At 69.4% G+C, this 24,353-nt stretch carries 25 protein-coding genes; all 25 read left to right on the top strand.

Annotation, left to right across the window (positions count from 1 at the left end):
* Positions 1-90 precede the first annotated feature (90 nt).
* The 25 genes from flgB to AC5RUP_RS08435 all read left to right on the top strand — a co-directional run bounded on the left by flgB (position 91) and on the right by AC5RUP_RS08435 (position 24,346).
* Positions 91-432, top strand: a complete 342-nt coding sequence (gene flgB, locus AC5RUP_RS08555; protein ID WP_494153974.1) for a flagellar basal body rod protein FlgB — start codon at positions 91-93, stop codon at positions 430-432.
* Positions 432-824, top strand: a complete 393-nt coding sequence (locus AC5RUP_RS08550; RefSeq protein WP_493979188.1) for a flagellar basal body rod protein FlgC — start codon at positions 432-434, stop codon at positions 822-824. Before flgB ends, AC5RUP_RS08550 begins: the two co-directional genes overlap by 1 nt.
* Positions 824-1,129: a flagellar hook-basal body complex protein FliE gene (gene fliE / locus AC5RUP_RS08545; protein WP_493979187.1), complete on the top strand. Its 306-nt coding sequence runs from the start codon at positions 824-826 to the stop codon at positions 1,127-1,129. Before AC5RUP_RS08550 ends, fliE begins: the two co-directional genes overlap by 1 nt.
* Entirely contained in the window at positions 1,129-2,763 is a 1,635-nt protein-coding gene (fliF, locus tag AC5RUP_RS08540; RefSeq protein ID WP_494158460.1) for a flagellar basal-body MS-ring/collar protein FliF, read from the top strand. Before fliE ends, fliF begins: the two co-directional genes overlap by 1 nt.
* Positions 2,760-3,779: a flagellar motor switch protein FliG gene (fliG, locus tag AC5RUP_RS08535; RefSeq protein ID WP_494012700.1), complete on the top strand. Its 1,020-nt coding sequence runs from the start codon at positions 2,760-2,762 to the stop codon at positions 3,777-3,779. The genes fliF and fliG overlap by 4 nt, the downstream gene beginning before the upstream one ends.
* Positions 3,769-4,425, top strand: a complete 657-nt coding sequence (locus AC5RUP_RS08530) for a FliH/SctL family protein (RefSeq protein ID WP_494158459.1) — start codon at positions 3,769-3,771, stop codon at positions 4,423-4,425. Before fliG ends, AC5RUP_RS08530 begins: the two co-directional genes overlap by 11 nt.
* Positions 4,422-5,750 carry a FliI/YscN family ATPase gene (locus tag AC5RUP_RS08525; protein WP_494158458.1) on the top strand — a complete coding sequence of 443 codons (1,329 nt, stop codon included), beginning with the start codon at positions 4,422-4,424 and terminating at the stop codon, positions 5,748-5,750. The genes AC5RUP_RS08530 and AC5RUP_RS08525 overlap by 4 nt, the downstream gene beginning before the upstream one ends.
* A 2-nt stretch (positions 5,751-5,752) precedes the next feature.
* Positions 5,753-6,175 carry a flagellar FliJ family protein gene (locus tag AC5RUP_RS08520; RefSeq protein ID WP_494155122.1) on the top strand — a complete coding sequence of 141 codons (423 nt, stop codon included), beginning with the start codon at positions 5,753-5,755 and terminating at the stop codon, positions 6,173-6,175.
* A 2-nt stretch (positions 6,176-6,177) separates the two neighbouring features.
* On the top strand, positions 6,178-7,068 hold the full coding sequence (locus AC5RUP_RS08515) for a C40 family peptidase (protein WP_494158457.1): 891 nt from the start codon (positions 6,178-6,180) through the stop codon (positions 7,066-7,068).
* Positions 7,065-8,696, top strand: coding sequence for a flagellar hook-length control protein FliK (locus AC5RUP_RS08510; protein ID WP_494158456.1), 1,632 nt, complete (start codon positions 7,065-7,067; stop codon positions 8,694-8,696). The genes AC5RUP_RS08515 and AC5RUP_RS08510 overlap by 4 nt, the downstream gene beginning before the upstream one ends.
* A 13-nt stretch (positions 8,697-8,709) precedes the next feature.
* Entirely contained in the window at positions 8,710-9,288 is a 579-nt protein-coding gene (locus tag AC5RUP_RS08505) for a flagellar hook assembly protein FlgD (RefSeq protein ID WP_494154934.1), read from the top strand.
* 90 nt (positions 9,289-9,378) lie between these two features.
* A complete protein-coding gene (locus AC5RUP_RS08500; RefSeq protein ID WP_494154935.1) occupies positions 9,379-10,545 on the top strand; it encodes a flagellar hook protein FlgE in 1,167 nt (388 codons plus the stop codon).
* Positions 10,546-10,754: 209 nt separating this feature from the next.
* Positions 10,755-12,665: a DUF222 domain-containing protein gene (locus AC5RUP_RS08495; RefSeq protein WP_494158455.1), complete on the top strand. Its 1,911-nt coding sequence runs from the start codon at positions 10,755-10,757 to the stop codon at positions 12,663-12,665.
* A 260-nt stretch (positions 12,666-12,925) separates the two neighbouring features.
* Positions 12,926-13,243 (top strand): flagellar FlbD family protein, encoded by a 318-nt coding sequence (locus tag AC5RUP_RS08490; protein ID WP_493979157.1) that lies wholly within the window; start codon positions 12,926-12,928, stop codon positions 13,241-13,243.
* Entirely contained in the window at positions 13,244-14,065 is an 822-nt protein-coding gene (locus tag AC5RUP_RS08485) for a motility protein A (RefSeq protein WP_494132068.1), read from the top strand.
* The gene (locus AC5RUP_RS08480) at positions 14,062-15,153 is read left to right on the top strand and encodes an OmpA/MotB family protein (protein ID WP_494158454.1); all 1,092 of its coding nucleotides are present in this window, start codon (positions 14,062-14,064) and stop codon (positions 15,151-15,153) included. The genes AC5RUP_RS08485 and AC5RUP_RS08480 overlap by 4 nt, the downstream gene beginning before the upstream one ends.
* Before the next feature lie 149 nt (positions 15,154-15,302).
* A complete protein-coding gene (locus AC5RUP_RS08475) occupies positions 15,303-16,220 on the top strand; it encodes a flagellar motor switch protein FliM (protein ID WP_494067488.1) in 918 nt (305 codons plus the stop codon).
* Positions 16,217-16,915 carry a flagellar motor switch protein FliN gene (fliN, locus tag AC5RUP_RS08470; protein WP_493979153.1) on the top strand — a complete coding sequence of 233 codons (699 nt, stop codon included), beginning with the start codon at positions 16,217-16,219 and terminating at the stop codon, positions 16,913-16,915. Before AC5RUP_RS08475 ends, fliN begins: the two co-directional genes overlap by 4 nt.
* Positions 16,916-17,662, top strand: coding sequence for a FliO/MopB family protein (locus AC5RUP_RS08465; RefSeq protein WP_494158453.1), 747 nt, complete (start codon positions 16,916-16,918; stop codon positions 17,660-17,662). It begins immediately after the preceding gene.
* Positions 17,663-17,676: 14 nt separating this feature from the next.
* Entirely contained in the window at positions 17,677-18,528 is an 852-nt protein-coding gene (gene fliP, locus AC5RUP_RS08460; RefSeq protein ID WP_494154493.1) for a flagellar type III secretion system pore protein FliP, read from the top strand.
* Between the two features lie 2 nt (positions 18,529-18,530).
* The gene (fliQ, locus tag AC5RUP_RS08455) at positions 18,531-18,806 is read left to right on the top strand and encodes a flagellar biosynthesis protein FliQ (RefSeq protein ID WP_493979151.1); all 276 of its coding nucleotides are present in this window, start codon (positions 18,531-18,533) and stop codon (positions 18,804-18,806) included.
* Entirely contained in the window at positions 18,806-19,564 is a 759-nt protein-coding gene (locus AC5RUP_RS08450; RefSeq protein WP_494148613.1) for a flagellar biosynthetic protein FliR, read from the top strand. The genes fliQ and AC5RUP_RS08450 overlap by 1 nt, the downstream gene beginning before the upstream one ends.
* A complete protein-coding gene (locus AC5RUP_RS08445) occupies positions 19,565-20,743 on the top strand; it encodes an EscU/YscU/HrcU family type III secretion system export apparatus switch protein (RefSeq protein ID WP_494154494.1) in 1,179 nt (392 codons plus the stop codon). It abuts the gene before it with no gap.
* Entirely contained in the window at positions 20,743-22,797 is a 2,055-nt protein-coding gene (gene flhA / locus AC5RUP_RS08440; protein WP_494154495.1) for a flagellar biosynthesis protein FlhA, read from the top strand. Before AC5RUP_RS08445 ends, flhA begins: the two co-directional genes overlap by 1 nt.
* Complete coding sequence (locus AC5RUP_RS08435) at positions 22,772-24,346, top strand: hypothetical protein (RefSeq protein ID WP_494158452.1); 1,575 nt, start codon at positions 22,772-22,774, stop codon at positions 24,344-24,346. Before flhA ends, AC5RUP_RS08435 begins: the two co-directional genes overlap by 26 nt.
* The last annotated feature ends 7 nt before the right edge of the window (positions 24,347-24,353 follow it).

Below are 24,353 nucleotides of genomic sequence, written 5' to 3'. Positions count from 1 at the left end.
CTGCCGATAACTGGATAGTGAGCACGGATCGCTCACAGAACAGGCCATGGATCGGCCGCCCACATGCCAGTAGTAAGACGGGTCTTTGCTGTGTTCGAATCTGTGACGGGGGCTGCCATGCAGAGCGCCCTGGACGGCCTCGCCATGCGTCAGCGTGCCATCGCCAACAACATCGCGAACGTCAATACCCCCGGCTACCACGCGCAGCGCGTCCAATTCGAGGATGCACTGGCCACATCGGTGGCCCGCGGGGACGGCAGCACCAGTGCCACGATGGAACGTTCGCTGGAGCCTACCCGGCTGGACGGCAGCAACGTCAACCTGGACACCGAGACGCTCTCCAACATTGAAACAGTGCTGCGCTACCAGTTCGCAGCCCGGGCCGCCGAGAGTCCTTTCAGCGGCGTCCGCACGGCGATGAGGACCAACTGATGACTTTCGACGCCATTGGAATCGCCGGTACCGGCCTGACCGTCCACCGCAAGTGGCTGGACGCCGTCTCCGACAACCTGGCCAACGCGAACAACGCCACCAGCACCGACGGCGCCGCCTTCCAGGCCCGCTACGTGATCGCCCAGGAAGGCCAGGGCGTCTCCGGCGTGTACGTGGCCGGGGCCGAATTCGGCGAGGCCGAGGGCCGCATGGTCCACGAGCCCGACCACCCGCTGGCGGACGAGGACGGCTACGTCCGCTACCCGGATATCGACCTGTCCCAGCAGATGGGCAACCTGATCCTGGCCCAGCGCGGCTACCAGGCCAACGCGGCCGTGGTGGACCGCGCGAAGACGACCTACGAGGCCGCCCTCCAGATTGGACGCAACTGATGCCGCTCTCTTCCATCCCCCCGATTCAGGGCGTCGCAGGCACCGGTTACCTGCCGGCCGCAGAAGCTCCGCAGGCCACCAACGGCGTCGGCTTTGCCACCTCCCTGACCGGTGCCATCGACAACCTGCAGCAGCTGCAGTCCACTTCAAATGAACTGGCCATCCAGGCCGTTACCGGCGACCTGAACGACATCCACAACGCGACCCTGGCTTCCACCCGCGCCGCGGTGACGCTGGAACTCGTGGCAGCCGTCCGGAACAAGGGTGTTGACGCCTTCAACGAGATCATGAGGATGCAGGCCTGATGCCCGGAAAGGTCTCCTCCTGGTTCTCGCGGCTGGGCAAAACCATCAGCGAGTTCACCGTGGCCCAGCGCACCATCGCGATCATCGGCATCGCCGTCGTCGTTCTGGGCATTGCCGCCCTGACGACGTGGGCATCCAAGCCCTCCTACACCCCGCTGTTCTCCGGGTTGGCCGCGGCCGACGCCAACACCATCGTGGAGCAGCTGCGCACCGACGGCGTGCCGTACGAGTTGACCAACGGCGGCGGGACCATCCTGGTGCCGGAAGACAAGGTCTACGACCAGCGGCTCAAGGCCGCCGCGGCCGGCCTGCCGAGCTCGTCCACCGGCGGCTACTCGCTGCTGGACGACATGGGCGTGACGTCCTCCGAGTTCCAGCAGTCGGTCACCTACAAGCGGGCCTTGGAAGGCGAGCTGGCCTCCACCATCGAGGCGCTCGACGGCGTCAAGACCGCTTCCGTGCGGCTGGCCATCCCGGAGGAGACGGTCTTCGTCTCCGAGAAGGGCGAGGCCACCGCGTCCGTGTTCGTGGACACCCAAAAGACCACCCTGTCCGCCGACAAGGTCCAGGCCATCGTTCACCTGACCTCCGCCTCGATCGACGGCATGAAGCCGGAAAACGTCGCCGTCATCGACGCCGCCGGCACCGTGCTCTCCGCCGTGGGCGTGGGCGCCACCGGCTCGGCGGACAAGCAGGCCTCCGACTACGAGGAGCGCGTGCGCGCCTCGGTGCAGAGCATGCTGGACCGCGTGGTCGGGCCGGGCAATTCCTCCGTGGTGGTTGCCGCGGACATGAACTACGAGTCCGCCGAGCGTGTGGAAGAGACCTTCACGACGCCGGACGGCGCGCCGGCCCTGAACGAGTCCGCGCAGACCGAAGAGTACGAGGGAACCGGCGGGGGAGCGGCCGGCGTGCTGGGCCCGGACAACATCGCCGTACCGGGTAACGCCGGCGGCGACGGGACCTTCACCTCCGAGTCGGAGACCAAGAACAACGCGCTGAACAAGGTGACCGAGACCCGTGCCATCCCGGCCGGGGCGATCAACCGCCAGACCGTGTCCGTGGCCTTGGACGCCGACGCCGCCGGGGCCCTCAACGTGGCCAACATCGAGGACCTGGTGACCACCGCCGCCGGCATCAACGCCGACCGCGGGGACGAGGTCACGGTCGAACTCGTGCCGTTCAATACCGCCGGCGCGCAGGAGGCCGCCGAGGCGCTGGCCGCCGCGCAGGCCGCCGAGGAAGCCGCGCGCCAGGCCGAGCTGATCCGCACCGCCATCATCACCGCCGGCATCATCCTGCTGGTGATCATCGCCCTGCTGGTCTACGCCCGCTGGTCCCGCCGGCAGAACCGCGAGCCGGTGGACCTGGGCGAGCTGCAGGACTTCCAGCCCGAGATCGAGGCGCCGCAGGACCTGCAGCTTCCCGCGAAGCCCATCATCGTTCCGGAACCGATCCCCGTGGTCACCGGCCCGAACACCACCGCGCTGGAGCTCGCCGGCCCGCCGGAGCTGTCCGACGAACAGAAGGACATGAACCGCAAGCGGGCGGAAATCGACGCCCTGGCAGCCCTGGAACCGGACAAGACCGCCGACTTCCTGCGCTCCCTGATGGATGACAAGCAGAACGCATGAGCGAGTTACTGACCACGTTGACCGGCACCCAGAAGGTGGCGGTGGTGCTGATGCAGATGGAACAGGCCCGGGCCGCCGAGGTCATGAAGCGCTTCAGCGAGGCCGAGGCCGAGCTGATCACGGCCGAGCTCGTGAGCATGGGCCGGGTGGATCCCGAGACCGCCGAGGAGGCGTTCAAGGAATTCCACGACATGACGGTCAAGGGCCGGCGCCGGCCCCGCGGCGGCAGGGAGTTCGCCGCCGGGCTGCTGGCCGCCTCCTTCGGCGCGGAGAAGGCCGCCGGCGTGCTCGACCGGCTGGCCACCTCCATGGCCGGGAAACCGTTCGAGTTCCTGGATGACGCCGACCCCACCCAGCTGATCACGCTGCTGAACGGCGAGATCCCGCAGACCATCGCGCTGGTGCTCGCGCACGTGCGCCCGGAGCTCGCGTCCACGGTGATCGCCGGGCTGGAGGATTCGGTGCGGCCGGAGGTAGCCCAGTGCATCGCCACAATGGGCACCGCCACCCCCGAAGCCGTGTCGATCGTGGCGGACACGCTCAAGGTGCGGGCCGGCGCCGTCGTGCCCCGCCAACAGGTGGAGGTGGTGGGCGGCGTCGGGCCGCTGGTGGACATCATCAACCGCGCCGACGTCGCCACCGAACGCGCGCTCCTGGAAGCCCTGGAGGAACGCGATCCGGAGCTGGCGGAGGAAGTCCGCTCCCGGATGCTCACGTTCGAAGACATCACCAAGCTCGAACCGCGCGACGTGCAGCAGGTGCTGCGCGGCATCGAGATCGCGGTGCTCGCGGTGGCCATGAAGGGCGCCAGCGAACCGGTCACCGAGCTGATCCGCAAGAACGTCTCCGAGCGCAACCGCGACATCCTCGACGACGAGATCAAGGCCACCGGACCGCTTCGCATGTCGCAGATCGAAGAGGCCCGCGCGGACATCGTCCGCTCGATCCGCGAGCTCGAGGCCAGCGGCATCATTACCGTCCAGCGCGGGGCGGAGGAGGACGAGTATGTCTACTGACGCCGCGTTCTCCCGGATGAGTTTCCCCGAGCTGAACACCGGTACCGGGGCCTTCGCCAAGCTGCGCTACACCGAACTGCGCAGCGACGACTCGCAGGACAAGGCGCAGGAACAGGCCAGGGTCCGCGGCCACGCCGCCGGCTACACCGCCGGCATGCGCGAAGGCACCGAGCTGATGCGCGAACGCCAGCTCGCGATGGAGCAGGACCACGCCGCCGCGATGGCGGACGCCCGCGCCCGCCTGCAGCACGCAGTGGCCGCGCTCGGCGCGGCCACCCGTGCGCTGGAGGAACGGACCGCGCCGGTACTTGCCGCCGCGCAGGACACCCTGGCCGCCGCGGCCATGGAACTGGCCGAAGCCATCCTGGGCCACGAATTGTCCGACGGCGCTGCCTCCGCCCGTTCGGCCCTCACCCGGGCACTGGCCGGGGTGGATGCCTCGCGCGTGCACACCGTGCGGATGAATCCGGCGGACCTGACCATGCTGGCGCCGGAGACGCGGCAGCAGGCCGGTGTGAGCTTCAGCCCCGATTCGTCGCTCGCGCCGGGGGACGCCGTCACCGAATTCGCCGACGGCTTCCTGGACGCACGGATCGGCACCGCGCTCGCCCGCGCCAAGGCCGCGTTGCTGGAGGCCCGGCAGTGACCGCGGTCGCCTGGCGCCCCCGCGCGGACCGGTTCGCCGACGCGCTGGCGGCAGCCCGGCCCCCGCGCTACGGGATGGTGTCCTCGGTGGTGGGCCTCGGCGTCGAAATCATTGGGCTGGACTGCGCCATCGGCGACCTCGTGCTCATCGGCGACGGCCAGGGCGTGGAGGCCGAGGTCGTGGCCACCGGCCGGGACAGCATCCGCTGCATGCCGCTGGGCCGGCTCACCGGGATCAATACCGGCACCCCGGCCGAGGCCAAGGGCGCCCCGGTGCTGGTGCCTACCGGCAACGGTCTGTTCGGCCGGGTGCTCGACGGGATGGGACGGCCGATCGACGGCAAGGGTCCGCTGGTCTTCGACTCGCTGGTCCCGCTGGACAACGACACTCCCTCCGCCATGCACCGCGCGCGGATCGAGACGCCGCTGCAGCTGGGCGTGCGCGTGCTGGACACGCTCACCACCGTGGGCAAGGGCCAGCGCATGGGCCTGTTCGCCGGCTCCGGCGTCGGCAAGTCCTCGCTGCTGTCCATGATCGCCCGCGGCACCGACGCCGAGGTGTCCGTGATCGCGCTGGTCGGGGAGCGCGGGCGTGAAGTCCGCGAGTTCCTCGAAGACGACCTCGGCGAGGCCGGCCTGGCCCGGTCCATCGTGGTGGTCTCCACCTCCGATGAGCCGGCGCTGATGCGGCTGCGCGCCGCCTTCACCGCCACCCGGATTGCCGAATCGTTCCGCGACCGCGGGGCGGACGTCATGCTGATGATGGACTCGCTGACCCGCGTGGCCATGGCCCAGCGCGAGATCGGCCTCTCCGTCGGCGAGCCGCCGGCCACCCGCGGGTATCCGCCGTCGACCTTCTCCCTGCTGGCCCGGCTGCTGGAACGCGCCGGCACCGCCGAAACCGGTTCGGTGACCGGGATGTACACGGTGCTGGTGGACGGCGACGACCACAACGAACCGATCGCCGACTCCGCCCGCTCCATCCTGGACGGGCACGTGGTGCTGGACCGCAAGCTGGCTGTCTCCGGGCACTACCCGTCCGTGGACCCGCTCGGCTCGATCTCCCGCGTGGCATCCAAGGTCAACAGCGCGGAGAACTCCCGCGCCGCGGGCGCCCTGCGCAAGGTGCTGGCGGCCCGCAAGGCCGCGCAGGACCTGCTGGACGTGGGTGCCTACCAGCCCGGTTCCAACCCGCTGGTGGACGCGGCCGTCCAGCACGAAGACGACATCAACCTGTTCCTGCAGCAGCGGATGGATGACCAGACGCCTGCCGCGCAGTCGTGGGAGCAACTGCACCGCCTGGCCCGCACCCTTGGAGGTATGTAGAGATGGCACGATCCTTCCCCCTGGCCGGGCTGCTGCGGCTGCGCCAGCTTCAGCAGGACCAGGCCGCCGGCAACCTCGCCGCCGCGAATCACCGCGCCCGCGAGTCCGGCGCCCGGGTGGTGGCTGCCCGCGACGAGTTGGGCGAGATCATCAGCGAAGTCTCCGATGCGGCCACGCTGCACGCGGTGGCCGCGGCCCGCTCCGCCTCGCGCAGCATGCTGGCCGACCTGGAAAACCTGGACCGGGCCCGGCAGAACGAGGCGCAGCAGGCCCAGCAGGAGTTCCTCGCCGTGCGCAAGCAGTCCGTGGGCCTGGAGAAGCTCGAGACCCGGCACCTCGCGGCCGAGGCGTTCGAAGAGCTGCGGCGCGAGCAGCTGGTGCTGGACGAGCTGTCCACCGGCGCCCGGGGCGGCGACGGACGATGAGCATGACCGATACCCTCGGACGGATCCAACAGATCCAGTCCACGCTGACCCAGCTCGCGCAGCCCACCCCCGCCGCGGAAGCCGCGGCCAGGGCAACCGCGGGCAGCAGCACCGGCGGCGCCACGGCAAGCGCGTTCGCCGACGCGCTGACGGCGGCAGCCCAGGCCCCCGCCGCCGGCGCCGCTGTCGGAACCGGCGCCCTGAGCGGGACCGGCGCCGCGACCGGGACCGCGGCCGAGCTGATCAAGGCCACCGAGAAGTACGTGGGCCTGCCCTACGTCTGGGGCGGCAACGACGCATCCGTCGGCCTCGACTGCTCGTCCTTCGTGCAGCACGCCTTCCGCGACGTCGGCATCGACCTGCCGCGCGTCACCTGGGACCAGATGAAGGAAGGCACGCCCGTGGCTTCCATGGCCGACGCAAAGCCAGGCGACCTGCTCTTCAGTTTCGACGGCGGGCACGTCTCCATCTACCTGGGCAACGGCAAGGCCATCGACGCCCCCCAGCCCGGCGACACGATTAAGGTCCGGGACGCCTGGGAGAACGACTCCAACCTCACCACCATCCGCCGCATCCTGCCCGAGGAGTCCGCGGTCCAGCCTGCCGGCGCCGGTTCCGGCGTCGCTGCCGGTGCGGCGCTGACCGCGGACCAGCAGACCGCGCTGACCGACCTGATCGCAGCCGCGCAGCTGTCCACGTCCACCGGACTGACCTCCATGCTCACCGGACAGAACGGCACGTCCGGCGCGATCACCGCCATGCTCAACGGCCAGGCCGGCAACACCGGACTGGCGTCGATGCTGAACGGCAGCCAGGGCTCCGGCGGTGCGGGACAGCTGACCGACCTGCTGTCCGCCGCGCAGGCGGCCATGGCGAGGGGACGAACCGCATGAGCCTGCCCGTGAACTCCCTGCCCGTCACCACTGCATCCTCCGCCCGTTCCGGCGGGCCGGCTGCCGCGCGCTCCTCTTCTCCCGGCTTTGATGCCGCCATGCAGGATGCGCTGCAACATGGTTCCGCTGCTTCGGCTAACCGCCCCAAGCACGACGGCGGTGCCTCCGCCGGGGGTGCCGCGGGGGCGGCCGGGGCGGCCGGAACGGCAGCCGGAACTGCCCGGGCCGAAACCGGTCGCGGTGCAGCATCGCAACCAGGCGCCGGCGTCACCGGCTCTGTCACAGGTTCGTCCCGCGCCACCGAAGCCACTGATCCGGCGGCCGCAGTCGCTGGTCTCGAAGGTTCTCCGGTGCCCTGGCCGCTCCAGGCCGGGCAAGGCCTCACCGCCGGCGGTCCGACCAGCGCGGTCACGCCGGTCAGCGAAGAGGGCGGCGACGCGGCTCAGTCCGCTGGGCCAGCCGATGCTGCCGCCGGAATCGAGCGGTCCGCCGGTGCGGGCACTTCGGCTGGCGTCGGTGCAACCGGTGCGCCCGATGGTACCGGCGCACTTAGCGGTACCGGTGGCTGGCTCGCCTCGGTCGACGGCGCCGCAGGCGGCGCCGGAGCATCCGTTGTCGCCAGCCCGGTTGGCCCGGCTGCTTCCCACGCCGCGGCAGCCGCAACCGTGGCTGATGCCCCGTCCGCCGCGAACGCTGTCAACGGCGAGAACGTGGCCGAACAGGGCGCAGGAAGTCCGGTATCTGCGCTGGCGAACTCTGCCGCAACCGCCGCGGGTGCACTCGGACCGGCCGCCGGAGCAGGGACAGCCGCCACGGCCGCTGCGGCCGGCGCCGGCGTGGTGCCGGCATCCGGGACAGGCGACGCTGCGGAGGACCAGCCGGCCGGCCAGATCGCGCCGGCGGTTCCCACCCAGCCCGCAGCCCAGGCGACGATTCCCACGCAGCCAACCACCGGCGTCGTGCTTCCCGGACAATCCGTGCCGGGCACTCCTGCCGGCGGGGCAGCGACTGGTGTGGCCGCCACAGCAGCGGCCGCCACAACCGCGGCCAAAGCAGTGCGCGGCGAGGGCGAACCGCTGCAGCCGGGCCTTCAGGCGCCGGTCGCCGGACAGCCGGTCGCGGTGTCCCAGCCGGCCGCCGCCCCCGCCGCTGCTCCCGTCCCCCCGAACCAGCAACTGCCGTTCACCGCGCAGGTGGCCCGCCCGCTCTTCACCCTCGCGCAGGCCAAGCCCGGCGAGCACGTGATGACCATCAGCGTCACCCCGGACAACCTGGGCCCGGTCACCGTCCGCGCCCACGTGACGGGGGAGGGCGTCCGCGTGGAGCTCTTCGCGCCGAACGACGCCGGCCGCGACGCCTTGCGGGCAGTCATGGCCGACCTGAAGCGCGATCTTGCGGCCACAGGCCTGAACGCCAACCTGGACCTGTCCAACCAGAACCGCCCGAACGATGCGCGCCCCGGCATGCAGTTCGGCCCCGACGGCCGGCCCTCCGGCGGCACGCAGGGGCAGGACGGCCGCCCCGGCGCAACCACCGGAACCTCCGCCGACGCGGCCCCGGACACGACCGACCCATCCGCCCTGAGACGTCCCTACGGGATATCGACCAGCCTCGACGTGCTGGCCTGAGACAAGGAGAACCATGCCCACCGACTCAGTCGCGCCCGTCGGCACAGTCGCCCCGACGTACACCGCCCCGCCCGTGCGCGCACCGAAGCAGACTATGGACGGCGAGATGTTCATGCACCTGCTGGTCACCCAGCTGCAGAACCAGGACCCCAGCTCGCCGATGGACACCAACCAGATGATCTCCCAGTCCACGCAGCTGGCCATGATGGAAAGCATCGCGACCATGACCACCACCAGCGAGGAGAACTTCTCCCTGCAGATGCGCGGCGTAGCCGCGGCGCTGGTGGGCCGCGAGGTCAGCTACTACGGCGCGGACGGCTCCCTCGTCACGGGAACCGCCACCTCGGTCTCCTATGCCGGGCCGGTCCCGCAGGTAATCGTGGACGGCCGGGAGATCCCGCTCGATCTGGTCGCCGGCATTACCGCCGCCGGCGCGCCGGAGGAGTCGGGTTCTGGTGAAGCCACCAACGACGCCGGTGCCGCCTCGGGTGCCAACGACGCCGGTGCTGCCTCGGGTACCAGCGGCACCGATGCGCCGGGCGCCAACGCCGCGGCCAGCGCTACCGGTACTACTGGGGGTGCCGCCGCCTGATATGCCGCCCCCTCAGCCGGCTTTCGCCGCCACCAAATTTTCCCAATCACTGAATTGCTCGTCCGTTCCACGATCCGAAAGGCGCTGATCATGCTCCGCTCGCTCTACTCCGGAATCTCCGGCCTCCGCTCCCACCAGACCATGCTTGATGTCACCGGCAACAACATCGCCAACGTCAACACCACCGGTTTCAAGGCCTCCTCCGTCCAGTTCCAGGACACCCTGTCCCAGATGACGCAGGGCGCTGGCGGCCCGCAGGCTCAGGCCGGCGGCACCAACCCGGCACAGGTGGGCCTCGGCGTGCAGGTGGCCGGCATCTCCACCAACTTCACCCAGGGCTCCTCGCAGGCCACGGGCAAGGCCACCGACATGATGATCTCCGGCGACGGCTTCTTCGTCACCACTAAGGGCGGTGAACAGCTTTACACCCGCGCCGGCGCCTTCGAACTCGACTCCATGGGGCGCCTCGTCTCCCCGGACGGGGCAATCCTGCAGGGCTGGATGGCCAACGGCGGAGCGGTGACCACAGGTGGCCCGGTGACCGCGATCGACCTGTCCCCGGATGCCATCTCGCCCGCTAGGGAGACGACATCAGCGGTGATGGCTGGCAACTTGCCCTCCGATGCTGCCGACGGTACAGAGCTGTTCCGCGACGTGGAGGTCTTTACCGAAGACGGGACGAAGGGCACCTTGCAGCTGAAGTTCACGAAAGAACCCGGTTCTTCCTGGACTGTGACTGACGGGACTGCCACGGCCACCCTTACCTTCGGAACGGATGGCAAGCCCACGGCGGCTTCAGCTGTCTCGTTGGCAGGCGGCATCCCGGTCAATCTGGCTGCCATCACCGGTTACGCCGGACTCAGCACGGTGTCCTTCGACAGCCAGAATGGCCATGCGGCGGGTTCCTTGGAGTCCTTCACCATGTCGCCCGATGGGACACTGATGGGTTCGTTCAGCAACGGAACTCAGGCTGTCGTTGCCCAGGTCGCCTTGGCGAACTTTACCAACCCGGCAGGACTCGAAAAGGCCGGCTCGTCCTCGTACCGCGTTACGGCCAACTCCGGCCAGGTGGAGCTGGGAACGGCCGGTGCAGGTGGCCTCGGAACGCTGGCCGGCGGCTCGCTGGAAATGTCGAACGTGGACCTGTCTCAGGAATTCACTAACCTGATCGTCGCGCAGCGCGGCTTCCAGGCCAACGCCCGCATCATCACCACCTCCGACGAGGTGCTGCAGGAACTCACCAACCTGAAGCGCTAAACCGAAGGCTCATTAACCACCACCGAAGTGCAGCTGCCCGACCGTTCCCGGGCAGCTGCAGCGGCCGTCTGCACCGTTCGCAGGCGGCCGCTTTTTCTTTGCCGCGAAATCAAACCTTGGTGCACCTGTTGCTTGAGTGGCGGAGCACTATCCCTACACAATGGGCCCTTTTGATGGCTATCGAATGTGTGTACGAATAAAATTGTGGTATGGCTCTTGCACCGTTGGACCGCACCGGGGAGATCGAAGCATCTCTGGACCAGGCGTGTGTCCTGCTGCAGGATGTCGCCGACCGCTTTCCTGCCGAGGCGGTGTCCCTGTGCAACCGGGACCTGGCCAACACGGTGGCGGCGGTCGAGGGCGTTTCGAAGCTGGTGGAGTTCCTGCAGGCGGTCGGCGCCCACGCGGTGGAGCGGGCGGACATCGCCGCCACCGGGGAACACGCGACGGCAGGACTCGGAGCCAGCGCCGGGGCCGGCGCAGAGGCCGGTGACGACGCGTCGGACACCGCGGGGCCCGGCGCAGAGCTTGGTGCCGCCGGGTCGGGGACGGAGGGGGCGGGGGAGTGGGCGGACCCGGCGGCGGCGATCAGCGCCGGCGGCGTGGACGCCGCTGACCCGGAGGGGTCCGGGTCGCAGCAGGTGCGGCGCCGCCGCAAGACGGAGTTCGCGAACACTGCGGAGTATCTGCGCTCCCGGTTGGGGATCGGGATTGTCGAGGCGCGGCGCCGGCTGCGGGTCGGCAAGGCGGTCACCGCGCCGGTGCGGCTGGACGGGGAACCGGGTTCGCCGGCGTTGCCGGTCTTGGCCGAGGCCATGGCCGGCGGGGAGGTCAGCGGCCAGGCCGCGGCCCTGGTGGTTGATTCCCTGGACCGGGCCCGCCACGCCGGTACCCCGGAGGCATTGCAGGCGATGGAAGCGTCGCTGGTCCGGCAGGCCGTGGACGCCGATGCGGACACCCTGGTGATGGTGGCCAGGACGTGGGAAACCGCGGTCGACCAGGACGGTGCCGAACCGTCCGAGGAGGAACTGCGGGCCCGGCAGGGCATGTTCTACCGCGGCCGGCGCCGCGGGCTGCACCAGTTCGTCATCAACACCACCGACGCCGAGTACGAAGCCCTGGCCACCGTGATGAACAGCGCCGCGAACCCGCGGATCCGCCCCGACGCCATCGAAACCGCCGCCGGCGGCAGCACCCCTACAGGCACAGGGGAAGCAGACGCAACCGGCAACGCGAACACCGCAAAGGCGGGCCCTGCCGGTGCTGGGGAGTCCCGCACCGCAGGTGGCGGAACCACGGTCGCCGGCACGGCCAGGGGCGGCGGTAACCATGATGTTCCTGGAACCGGAACCGGAACCGGAACCGGCACCGGTACCACTGAGGCAGGCAGGGGCGGGGCCGGTGCCGCTGATGCGGGCGGGACGGACGGGGCCGCTGCGGCCGGCAGCGCGGCTGCCGGATCCGGTCGCCCCGGCAGGGATGGTTCCGCCGGTGTGGATCCGGCCGTGGTGGAGGCCATGGATGACTGCACCAGGGCGCAGAAGCTGCTCGCGGGCCTGGTCGGGGCCTGCCGGATCGCGCTGAACACCGGCAGGCTTCCGGACTCGGGCGGGCACCGCACCCAGGTGATCGTCACCACCGGATACGACCAGCTGGCCGGACTGCTCTCCGGCGGCGGCAGCGCGGTCTTCAACGGCCCGGTCTCGGCCACCACGGTCCGCCGGATGGCCTGCGACGCCGAAATCATCCCGGCCGTCCTCGGGTCCGAGGGCGAGATCCTGGATCTGGGCCGGTCACAACGGTTCTTCAACCGCGCCATCCGCCGCGCCCTGGTCGCCCGGGACAAGGGCTGCGCCTTCCCCGGCTGCAGCATGCCCGCGTTCTGGACCGAGGCGCACCACATCATCCCGTGGTGGGCCGGCGGCCGCACCGACGTGAACAACGGGGTGTGCCTGTGCCTGCTCCACCACGACCTGATCGAGCAAGGCAACTGGGAGATTAACGTCGCCGACGGCATCCCCTGGTTCACCCCGCCGGACTACATCGACCCCCGCCGCAAACCCCTGCGCAACTCCTACTGGCAAACCCACATCCCACCCCAACCACTCCAAGCCACGTGATGATGAGGCCGCCCTCCCGCAATGCCAGCCGTCCAGCCTTGGTGCGGGATGAATTACCACCCAAACAGCAGGGATAGCCGCCTTCACGGTCACTGAACGAACGTCTTGCTGCGGCAAAACCCCGTACTAGGCCCAAACTCCAGCCACTCCGCGCGTGACACGCGCGACAAGTGGCCTGGGCAGCTAACCGCGGGGCGCTGGCGGCCGAAGGTAGTAGGTAGCGGCTCACCGGAGCCCTCGAGAGACCTGGGACGGGGCCAATGATCGTAGTAACGCGGCTGAATGACAGCCAGTTTGCGGTCAACCCTGACCTGATTGAGCGCGTCCATTCCAACCCGGACACCACTTTGGTGATGGTTGACGGCGCCAAGTACATCGTCACCGAGACGATGAGCCAGGTCATCGAGATGATCGCCAGCTACCGCGCCTACGTGCTGCACCTGGCCCGTGAGCTGCCGCCTTCAGTCCACCAGCACGGTCACCCCCAGCTCGGCCTCGTGCCGCCAGCCGCCCCGGCCCCCGGAGATGACTCCGCGGATTCCGGCAACACTGTGCCGCTGCGCCCTAGGAATACGTAAATGGATCCCGCAACACTTATTGGCCTCCTGCTGGCCTTCGGCTCGCTCTACGCCATGATCACCCTCGAGGGCGCCCACGTCTCGGCGCTCCTCATCCCGGCTCCCATGATCCTGGTCTTCGGTGCAACAATCGCCGTGGGCCTGGCCAGCACCACCCTCAGGGACGGCCTGCACGCCTTTAAAGCGTTGCCCCGGGCTTTCACCGGCAAGGTTGCGAAGCCCCAGACGGTCATTGACCGAGTCGTCGAGCTGGCCGAAAAGGCGCGCAGCGAGGGCCTGCTGGCACTGGACGCAGAGGCGACCGAGGAAAAGGACCCGTTCATGCAGCGCGCGCTGCAGAACATCGCCGACGGCACCGACGGCGAGGAACTGCGGATCCTTCTCGAAGACGAGATCAGCACGAAGGCGCGCGCCGACCGCCAATCCTCCAAGTTTTTCATGGGCATGGGCGGCTACGCCCCGACCATCGGCATCATCGGCACCGTCGTATCGCTGACGCACGTGCTGGAAAACCTCTCCACCCCGGACACCCTCGGACCGATGATTGCGACGGCGTTCGTCGCCACGCTGTGGGGATTGCTCTCCGCCAACTTCATCTGGCTGCCGATCGGCGGCAAGCTGAGGCGCTTGGCCGACCTGGAAACCGAGCGCATGACCCTGCTGATGGAAGGCATGCTGGCCGTCCAGGCTGGCAGCCAGCCGCGCTTGTTGGGCGAACGCCTGCGTGCCATGGTTCCGGAGCATGAAATGGGTGCGGGGAAGCCGGGCAAGGAAGGCAAACCCGGGAAGTCCGACGACAAGCCTGCGGTCAAGGCAGCATGAAGTCGCGGCGCCCGCGCCGGCCGCTCGGCGCGGAAGAGGACGAGCACCCGGACGAGCGGTGGATGGCCTCCTACATGGACATGGTCACCGTGCTGATGTGTATGTTCATCGTGCTCTTCGCCATGTCCACGGTGGATGCGGCGAAGTTTGAAAAGCTGGCCAACTCGTTGGCCACCGGTTTCGGCGTGGAACGCACCCAGGCGGTTGATACGGCCGAAGGGGTGGTGGTCCCGTCTGAACTCATCGACGAGGAGGGCCAGGGGTTTACCAGTGGTGACGCCGAAGAGGACACCGAGGGTGAGCTGAAAACCGATCTCGACGTGGCAATCAAGGAAGTCAACGACCTGCGCAACATCCAGGAGAAGATCACCAAGGGGTTGCAGGAAGAAGGCCTTGAGAAAGCGGTCCGCTTCCAGCTTGACGAACGGGGCCTGACCGTTCGCCTGATTGGCAGCGAGACGTTTTTCGAGCCGGACTCGCCGGTGCTCACCCGGCAGACCACCAAGATTCTGAACGTGGTCGGTCCGGTGCTAAGGCCGGTCGGCTACGAGCTGAAGGTGGAAGGCCACACGGCACAGGTGCGCCACCTGGACCCGAACGCATTGGACTGGGAGCTTTCCTCGGAGCGTGCCGTGAACGTGCTGCGCCATCTGGTGGAAGACAGCGGCGTGGTTTCGAAGCGCATCTCCGCCGTCGGATTCGGCGAATCCAGGCCGCTGACCAGCAGCGGGAGCGATGCAGATCTCGCCATGAACCGCCGCGTGGACATCGTTGTGCTCTCCGGCCAGCCGGAGGCCATCCGCAACCTGATCCCCGAAGTATTGAAGGATCCTGCCGGCGCCGCCAAAGAGGCGGCTGCGGAACGGGCGAAGTTGGCCAAGCAGGCCGCCGAAGCCGAAGCTGCGGAAAAAGCGGAGGCCGAGTCGGCCGAGGGCGAGACCGCCGAGGACAAACCTGCCGAGCGCGTGGCCGGTGAACCGGGTGGAAGCTCCGGGCGCGACGTGGTCACCGGCGGTGGCAGCAGCGGCGGCCCGGGGCCGGACGCCACCTACGCGCCGGCGCCCGGCGGGGCATCCTCCGACCACTGAGCGCCTGCCGCCGGCACCGGCCTGCCGGCGTTGGTCGTCCTCCGCCACGGAGGGCCCGCCTCTCACACCGCGCGGCCGAGTTGGACGTGCGGCGGGGCACCCCACCCGCATCATCCAAACTCCTAACATCCCGAACCAGGCTGCCGATAGTGCCTGCTGTGACGGTCCAGGAACATGCGCACTCTAGCGCGCCCGAAAAGCCGGCCAGAGCCGTCGAAGTCTATGACTTCCGGCGGCCGACCACCCTGGCGCGCGAGCATTCCCGCGTGCTGGAGTTGGCCTTCGAAACATTCGCCCGACAGTGGGGCACCCAGCTGACCGCCAAGGTCCGCGTGATCTGCACGGTCACGTCGGAGCAGGTCCAGATGCAAACCTACGACGAGTACGCGGCTTCGTTGCCGGCCAGTACCGCAATGGTGCTCTGCGCCCTCGATGACATCACCGGCAAGGCCGTGATCCAGTTTTCGACCACGGCCGCGATGACGTGGGTAGACCACATGCTGGGCGGCAACGGCAGCCACGACTATCCGGACCGCAAGTTCACGCAAATTGAACAGGCACTGGTCAGCCGGTTGATGGAGGACGCGCTGGAGGACCTGCGCTATTCGCTGGGTTCCCTGCTCACCACGCCCATCAGCCTGGACCAGATCCATTACAACTCGCAGTTCGCGCAGGCCGCGGCCACCAACGACCTGATGATCGTCGCCACCTTTGAAATCCGGGTCGGCGACTTGTCCGCGCCCGCCACGGTAGCCATCCCTGCCGAGGTGCTGCTGACCCAGCTGCGCGATTCGTTCGCCATGAGCAGCCCGGCCAACGCCCGGAAACTGCTGGAAACCCAGTTGGTGCAAATTCCGGTGGACGTCGCCCTGCAGTTCGCCCCCATGCGCGTCCGGCCCGGCCAGGTCCTCGACCTGGCCATCGGCGACCTGCTGCCGCTGCCGCACCCGCAACACCGCCCGCTGGATGTTGCCGTCAACGGTGAACGGCTGGCACACGCCGCCGTCGGCGCCAACGGCAACCGCCTGGCCGGAGTCATTGTTACAACCGAGGAGAACGCCCGATGACACAGACCCAGACCCTTCAGGCTGCTGCCGCCGACGCGCTCCTGGGGCTGCTGCCCACCAACACGCCGCTCTACGCGGTGCGGCAGGACGAAGGCGGGCCCCTGCCCGGGCAGGTGGCCTCCGCCGTCGTCGGGTCCTTCGTGGGCGGAACCTCGGCCGACGTGGCCTTGGTGGTGGCCGACCAGGCCGCGCTGTCCGCCGCCGCGGGCACGGATTCCCCGCTGGTTTCTGCCGCCGACCTGCTGCGCCCGGCGCTTGAAGCGGCCACCTCCGTGCTCGGCGCCGGTGTGCTGGGGGAGGCACGCGTCGGCAACGCCGCGGCGCTGTTCTCCGATCCGGAAGCCGCCGTCTTCAAGCTCACCGGCGGCGACGGCGAGGCCGGCGGCTGGTTCGCCATCCGGCTGCGCGAGAACCCGGCCGGGCACGGCGCCGACGACTCGGTCTTGGCCAAGCTGGGCCGCATCAACAACGTCGAAATGGCGCTGACGGTGGAGATCGGCCGCACGCGGATGTCCGTGCGCGATGTGCTGAACCTGGAACCCGGCGGCGTAATCGAACTGGACCGCTCGGCCGGCGCCCCCGCCGACGTCCTGCTCAACGGCCGCCTGATCGCCCACGGCGAGGTCGTCGTCGTCGACCAGGACTACGCCGTGCGCATCACCAAGATCCTCGACGTGCCCGAAGGACTCCTCTAAATGGAGACAGTCGTCCTTGCCGTGCGGGTAGCGCTCTCGTTGGCCGTGGTGCTGGGGCTGCTCTGGGTGCTGCAGCGCCGCTTCAGCCGCGGCGCGCGCACCGGCGCCCGCAAGCTGGTGCGCGTGGTGGAACGCCAGACCATCGGGCCCAAGGCCGCCGTCGTGGTGGTGGACGCCGACGGCCAGCGCTTCGTGCTGGGCGTGACGGACCAGGCGGTGCATGTGCTGGACAGCCGCGAAGCGCCGGTCGAAGAGGCGGCCGAGCCCGCCCACCGCGCCCCGCAGACCGCGGCCGACAGCTTCTCCCGGCTGCTGGAGCTGGCCACCGGCCGCGCCTCGGGCCAGGACCAGGCCGCTGCGGCGGTCGCGGCGCCAGCCGGGTCCGTCGATGCCGCCGTCGCCGCCCGCCCGGCAACACTCTCCGCCGGCGACGCCGGTGTCCCTCGCCGCGCGGCCCGTCGTGCCGCCGCTATGCCCGAGCAGCCCGTCGAACAAACTTTTCAAGAGCACCCTGACGTTGCGCAGGAGTTCGACGAGCCGCACCACGACGGCGGCGTCATCCCCCTCCGGCAGGCCGGACTGTATCCGATCGACGGCGGTCGGCGTTCCGTCCGCACGGGCCGCCGGGCATCGCGTCCGGCCGGCCGGCAGGAGCAGGTGGCGGATTCCCCGCTGGCCGGCTCCATCCTGTCGCCGTCCACCTGGAAGCAGACCGCCGAAGCCCTGAAGCAGGTCCGTTCGCGTTGAGAAGCACCGGCATCATGGCCTTGACGGCGGGCCGCTGGCCGCGTCTGGCCACCGCAGCATTACTGGCGTTACTGCTGGCAGTGCTTTTCGCCGTGGCGGCCGCCATCCTGAGCGCGCCTTCGGCATTCGCGTCGCCGGTCGCGCCGGTTCCCCCCGTCGACCCGCTGGCCCCCGTCGAACCGGGCTCGCCGGACGGCGACGGCGGGTTCTCGGTGGAAATCAACGGACCCAACGGCACGCCGTCATCCGCCGTCATCACGCTGCTGGGCATCACCCTGCTGTCGGTGGCCCCCGCGCTGCTGCTGATGATGACGTCCTTCACCAAGATCTTCGTGGTGCTGGCGATGACCCGCAACGCGCTGTCCCTGCCCTCCATCCCGCCCAACCAGGTGCTGGCCGGGCTGGCACTGTTCCTGTCGCTGTTCATCATGTGGCCGGTGCTGACCCAGGTGAACGAGCTGGGCGTCCAGCCCTACATGGAGGGGACCACGGACTTCACGGACGCGGTGGGTGCCGCCGCCGCTCCGCTGCAGAACTTCATGCTGGCGCACACCCGCGAAGAAGACCTGGCGCTGATGATGCGCGCCGCCGACCTGCCCAACCCGGAGAACCCTGAGGCCGTGCCGCTGCAGACCCTGATCCCGGCGTTCATGATTTCCGAGTTGCGCGCCGCGTTCATCATCGGGTTTGTCATCTTCGTGCCGTTCCTGGTGATCGACCTGGTGGTGGCCTCGGCGCTGATGTCTATGGGCATGATGATGCTCCCGCCGGTGATGATTTCGCTGCCGTTCAAGATCCTCCTGTTCGTGCTGGTGGATGGCTGGGGCCTGATCATCACCGCCCTGGTCGGAAGTTACGGTACCTAGCCGTGGATACAAACGCCGTCCTCGACATCGGCCTGCAGGGGCTGCTGGTCGCCGCCAAACTCTCCGCCCCGGTGCTGGTCACCGCGCTGGTGGTGGGCTTCGCCGTCTCTCTGGTGCAGTCCATGACGCAGATCCAGGAAATCACGCTCTCCTTCGTGCCCAAGGCCGTGGCGGTGGCCATGGCCCTGCTGATCTGCGGACACTGGATGATTTCCGAGATGGTCTCCTTCACCCGGGAAATGTTCGAGAGAATCCCCGGCCTGCTCGGCGGCGGATAATGAACATCCCGCTCGACCAGGCATGGATCGAGGCCACCATGCTGGCAGGTGTCCGCATGGTGGCTTTCCTGCTGATCGCCCCGCCGTTCTCCTACGGAGCCATCCCGGCCCGCATCAAGGCGATGCTCGGCGTCGGACTGGCCCTGGCGGTGTCCCCGCGGGTGGCCAACGGGTACGAGCCGATGAACACGGCGGGGTTCTTCGGCGCGCTGGTGCTGGAGATCCTGGTGGGCGCGCTGCTGGGATTCCTCGTGCTGGTGGTGTTCTCCGCGGTGCAGTCGGCGGGCACGCTGATCGACCTGTTCGGCGGCTTCTCCATGGCGCAGGCGTTCGACCCGCAGTCGATGGTCAACGGCGCCCAGTTCACCCGGCTGTTCCAGATGGCCGCGCTGGCGCTGCTGTTCGCCTCCGACGGCTACCAGCTGATCATCGGCGGGCTCGCGCGCAGTTTCACCGCGCTGCCGCTGGGCGGGGGAGTGGACCTCGCCGAGCCGGTGCAACTGATCATCACCGGCGTGACGCAGATGTTCCTGGCGGCGGTGCAGATCGCCGGACCCCTGCTGGTGGTGCTGTTCCTGGCCGACGCCGGCCTGGGCCTGCTCACCCGGGTGGCCCCGGCGCTGAACGCGTTTGCGCTGGGCTTCCCGCTGAAGATCTTCCTGACCCTGACCCTGGCCGGCGTGGTGTTCGTGGCGCTGCCCCGGATTGTCTCCTCGCTGGCCGGGCAGGCCGTGACTGCCCTGACGGGGGTGGGCTAGATGTCGCAGGAAACGTCCGAAGAACGCACAGAGCAAGCCACCCCCAAGCGGATGAAGGACGTCCGGCAAAAGGGCCAGCTCTCCAAATCCCAGGACCTCACCGCCTGGCTGGGCGTGGGCGCGGCCGCGGTGATGCTGCCGATGACCATCGACCGCGCCTCCCAAGCCGGCACCGACCAGATGTTCACCGTCACCCGGATGATCCAGTCGCCGGACCCGGGGCTGGTGGTGAAGGCGCTCGAGGACGGCCTGGGCACCATCATGTACACGCTCACGCCGATGTTCCTGGCCGTGGTCGCCGTGATCATCGCGGGCGCGGCGCTGCAGGGCGGCATCCACTGGAAGAAGTTCAAACCCGAAACCCAGCAGTTCAACCTGGTTAACGGGCTGAAGAAGGTGTTCGGCATGCAAGCGCTCTGGCAGGGTGCCAAGGCGCTGCTAAAGACCGTGGTGGTGGGGCTCGCCCTGTACTTCGTGATCCAGGGGCTGGTCCCGGTGCTGATGACCGCCGGCGGGCTCTCGGTCACCTCGCTGCTCCAGGCTGCGGGCGGCGGCACCGCCGGACTGCTGCAGACCGCGATCATCGCCGGCCTGATGCTGGCCGCGCTGGACGTGATGGTGGTAATCCGGCGCAACCGCAAGAAGACCCGGATGACCAAGAAGGAAGTCCGCGACGAGAACAAGAACTCCGAGGGCGACCCGCTGATCAAGTCGCAGCGGCGCTCGCGGCAGCTGGCGATGAGCCGCAACCGCATGATCGCCGCGGTGGGAGGCTCCGACGTCGTGCTGGTCAACCCGACCCACTACGCGGTGGCGCTGAAGTACGAGCCGGGGAAGTCCGCGCCGCGCGTGGTGGCCAAGGGGGCGGGCAACATTGCCGCCCGCATCCGCGAGGAAGCCGAAACCACCCGCGTGCCGGTGGTGCGCGACGTCCCGCTGGCGCGGGCGCTGCACGGCGCCTGCGAAATCGGCCAGGAAATCCCCCTGGAACTCTACAACGCCGTGGCCCGCGTGCTGGCCTTCGTCATGAGCCTGAAAACCCGCGGCGCCTCGGCCGGTACAGCCGCAGGCGTCCACACCATGGCGGAGCCGGCGATGACCGACGCCGACGCTGCCGCCCACGCTTCAACCCGGCAGGGCCGCCGAGCCTTGTCCCTACCGTCACCCGGAGGTGACTGATGAACCGCAACCTCTCCAAGCTCGCCGTCCCGATCGGCGTGGTGGGCATCATCCTGCTGTTGGTGGTGCCGATCCCGGCGGGACTGCTGGACGTGCTGATCATCGTGAACATCCTGCTGGCGCTGGTGATCCTGCTGACCACGATGTTCGTGAAGAAGCCGCTGGACTTCTCCGTGTTCCCGTCGCTGCTGCTGGTGGCCACGCTGTTCCGGCTGGGCCTGAACGTGGCGTCCACCCGGCTGGTGCTCGGTGACGGCTACGCCGGGCAGGTGATCGAGGCCTTCGGCCACGTGGCCGTGGGCGGCTCGATCATCATCGGCGCGGTGGTATTCCTGATCCTGGTGGTCATCCAGTTCGTGGTGGTCACCAAGGGCGCCGAGCGCGTGGCCGAGGTGGGAGCACGCTTCACGCTGGACGCGATGCCGGGCAAGCAGATGGCGATCGACGCCGACCTGAACGCCGGCCTGATCACCGACGTGCAGGCCCGGGAACGCCGTGCCGCGGTATCCGCCGAGGCGGACTTCTACGGCGCGATGGACGGCGCGTCCAAGTTCGTCAAGGGCGACGCGATCGCCGGCATCATCATTATCATCATCAACATCGTCGGCGGCATCGCCATCGGCATGCTGCAGCGCGGCATGGAAATCGGCGACGCGGTCAGCACCTACACCCTGCTGACCATCGGCGACGGCCTGGTCACGCAGATCCCGGCGCTGCTGATGGCCGTGTCCACCGGCATGGTCGTGACCCGATCGAATGCCGACTCCGAAATGGGCTCCGACGCCTCCGACCAGCTGACCCAGTCCCGCCAGGCGCTGATGATCGCCGGCGGCGCGGCCGTTCTGCTGGCCCTGATCCCGGGCATGCCCAAGGTCCCGTTCATCCTGGTGGGCGCGTTCCTGATCTTTATGGCGCAGCGGCTCAAGGCCACGGAGGCGGCCAAAGCCAAGGACGACGACGCCGCTGCCGCCGCGGCGGGTCAGGCGGCTCCCGCTTCGGAGACTACCGAGGACCTGATTGAACAGATGCGGGTGCACGCGCTGGAGATCCAGCTGGCCCCGGACCTGGTGGATCTGGTCTCCGGCGCCTCCGACGACCTGCTGGCCCGGGTGCGTGCGCTGCGCCGCAAGATTGCCATGGAACTGGGCGTCGTGGTGCCGCCGGTGCGCACCCGCGACAGCATCGACCTGCCGATGTCCACCTATGTGATCCGGATTGCCGGCGTGGAGGCCGGCCGCGGCGAGGCACCCGCGGGCAAGGTGTTGGCGCTGGGGGACAACCTCGAATCGCTGCCGGGCATCGCCACGGTGGAGCCGGTGTTCGGGCTGGCCGGCAAATGGGTCCCGGCGGAGATGCGGCACAGCGCGGAGATGGCGGGAGCCACGGTGATCGACCGGGTCTCCGTGCTGGTCACCCACCTGTCCTCGCTGATCTCCGCCAACGCCGCCCGGCTGCTGACCCGTGAGGACGTGCGCGTGCTGACCGAGGGCGTGAAGTCGGTGAACCCGTCCGCGGTGGACGAACTCACCCCGTCGCTGCTGTCGCTGGCCGAGGTGCAGCGCGTGCTGCAGGGGCTGCTGGCGGAGCAGATCCCGATCAACGACCTGCCGCGGATCTACGAGGCGCTGGCGCTGAAGGCCAAGTCGTCCACCGACCCGGAGGGGCTGGTCGAGGCCGCCCGGCAGGCGCTGGGCCCGGCCCTGACCGCGCAGTACCTGGACGGGCAGTTGCTGCGGGTTATCATGATCGATCCCACGCTGGAGCAGTCCATGCTGGAGGGCATGCGCCCGTCCGAGCACGGCACACAGATCCTGCTCTCGGTGGAGCGGACCGAAGCGGTGCTGGCCTCGCTGCGGGATGCGCTGGAGAAAGTGGAAGCCAACGGCCTCACCGCGGTGCTCGTGTGCGCGCCGGCGCTGCGCCCGGCCATCCGGCGGCTCGTCTCGGCGCAGGCCGGGGGACTTCCGGTACTGTCCTACCAGGAGGTCACCTCCGCCAACGTGAAGATCGAGACCGTGGGGGTAGTACGTGTCGGCCAGACGGCTGCAGCTTAAGGGCGCTTCCCTCCAGGAACTCAAGGCCAAGGTCCTGGCCGACCACGGACCCGACGCGAAGATTGTCGCGGCCGAGAAGGTCACGGTCGGCGGCATCCGCGGCTTCTTCGCCCGCGAGCACTACGAGGTCACGGTGGAACTGCCGGCCTCGACCGTGCGCGGACAGCATGCCCTGGACCAAAAGGCCCGCGCCGGAATCGCGGCGCTGCTGGCCGACGCCGAGCGCACCGAATCCAGGCTGCACGGCAACGCGCCGGAACTGCACGTCTCCACCCACACCGACCAGTTCGCGGTCATCATGGACAACCTGACCCTCAACACGGCCCGGCCCACCCGTCTGCCCAGGGGCGCCCGACTGGAGGAACCGCTACCGGAGGCTGCCCGGCAGGCGGAGCGTCCCGGAGCCGCGGCGGCAAGGCCCGGCTGGGGACGGCGGCGGAACGACCCAAAGCCCCCGAAGGACGCTGCAGCAGATTCCGGCGGCGCAACCGCGCCGGGACCGGAGGCGGGTGCAGGGGCCCTGGAAGCCCCGGTCACGGCGGCCCCCGCCGCTGCAGTCCCCGTTGCGGAAGACTCGGCCGGGGCAGCGGCCGCCGGGGCAGCGGCAGCGGGGACAGTCGCAGCAGCAACTCCGGCGGCTCTGGCCATGCCCGCCGCCGCCCGGGCCGACGACGCCCCGAAGGCCGCCGGACCCGTCAACCGGACGGCCGGGACGGGTCGGCGCGCGGCGGCCGGGGCGTTCGAGGCGGAGCAGGGCGGGCAGACCGCGCAGGACGATCAGACCGCGCAGGACGATGACGCCGGGCAGGCGGGGCGGGGCGATGAGGCCGGGCATGCCGGGCAGGCAGGCAGGGCGGCCGTCGACCCGGCTGCCCAGCGCTCGGCCCTCACCGGCGGCCACACGGGCTCCGGCACGGGCTCCGGCGTCGTCGTTGGCGCCGTCCTGGAGGATGGGCAGCCGCCGGCAGTGGAGGCACAACCCGCCGCCGCGGAAAGGGCGCGCCAGCCGGCCGTTCCGGTGCCGCTCTACGGGCCCGGGGACCTGGTGCTGGTGATCGGCCAGGGCGATATAGCTTTGGAGGCCGCCAACTCCATGGCCGCCGCGGCGCCGGCGGTCAGCGGTGCGCCCTCGGAGGCTGCCGACTGGATTTCGGGCGGCGGGAACATGGTGAAGATGGCCGGCGCGCACGCCGGCGATGTCCGGCGACCGGTGCAGGACCGCAACAGCGCGATTGGCGCCCGCGCCCGGGGCGTGGAGCGGGGACAGAGCGTCTTCGTGGCCTTTGGCCTGGGCCAGGCGCTCACGCCGCCTGTGGAGCTGCTCGCGCTGCTGCCGGCACTGGGAGCCGACCAGGTCTGGCTGGCGGTGGACGCCGGGCGAAAGGCCGAGGACACCGACCGCTGGGTGCAGGCCGTGCAGCGGGTGGTGGTTCCCGACGGTTTGGCGGTTACCGGAACGAGGCACACCGGCTCGCCCAAGACCGTGAACACCCTGGGCGTGCCGGTGGGTTGGGTGGACGGCGTGCCGTCCGAGACCGCCTGGCTCTGACAGGCGC

It is taken from the genome of Arthrobacter sp. Y3223151, from assembly GCF_059091125.1.
Note: the sequence above shows the minus strand (reverse complement) of the source record. Positions and strands in the feature narration are given on the sequence as shown.